A 1000-nucleotide genomic window follows, 5' to 3' on the forward strand; every position below is an offset into this window, starting at 1 on the left:
GTCCAGAACCTGCGCCAGTAATTAGGAAGACTGAGTTTTCGATGCGCATGATGTTTCCTCACAATTTGGCAGTACCGCATACGCGGTTATTTGACATGTAAAAGGCCCAACGGCCAGATCGGTGCCGGCCGCCGGTTTACTTCAGGTGTAAGCCACGCTGGAGATTCCTGAACGGATACGGCAGCGGCTCACGCGTCTAAACAACTCCGATAGATTGGATTCCTGCTAGGTTCTCAGGGAGCCAGACGGCAGAGTCGAGAAGTGTCAGCGCAAAGGCGAATTGACCAGCTCAGACCCCTCGAAATGAGCGCGATACGTTTGTACTGCCCCCTTAGAGAAGCGGAATGCTGTAGCTCACAAACACGCGGTTCTGATCTTGATCACGGGCGGCTTCGCTATTGGATTTACCATTACGCCAACCGAACCCCACGTTTTTAAGTGCGCCGGATTGAACGACGTAGTCCAGAAAGATATCCCTTTCCCATTCTTTCTGATTGTCGTCGGTTCTCGTCTTGATATTGTCCCCGGAGACGTACATGACCGAGGCTTTCAGGCCAGGGACACCCAGGGCGGCAAAGTCGTAGGCGTACTGACCGAATGACGTACGTTCCCCTGCACGGTTGAAGCTCTGCATCAGGCGATCTGTATACAGATACAAGCTGCTGCCTCCAGCACCTTTATCTACGAGGCTACCTTGATTGGGCTGGGTAAAGTTGCTTCCATCTGAAACGCTTTGGTAGCCCGCTGTGATCGCGTGACCACCGATGGAGTAAACCAGGGCGGCACTCCAAGTGCGGTTATCGATCACGCCATCACCGTTTTTGGTGTAGCCACTGATTCTGTAGCCCGATGTACCAGAGCTGTTTTCACCTGACGAGTCAGTTTTGAAGTAGCGCAGGTCGGTTTTCAGGGATTGGTTGTCCGAGAACGCAAGCGTGTGAATCAGTCCGAAAAACTGCTGGTTATAGTAGTTCTCGAGATGGGCATAGTAGTACTGAGC

Annotated in this window: 1 protein-coding gene; it reads right to left on the bottom strand. The window is 52.5% G+C overall.

Annotation, left to right across the window (positions count from 1 at the left end; genetic code table 11):
* Positions 1-331 precede the first annotated feature (331 nt).
* Positions 332-1000, bottom strand: a 669-nt coding sequence (locus AC1DVH_RS31745) for an OprD family outer membrane porin (RefSeq protein ID WP_477757111.1), incomplete at its 5' end; no start/stop codon positions are given.

Source organism: Pseudomonas sp. P4_C3 (genome assembly GCF_056402075.1).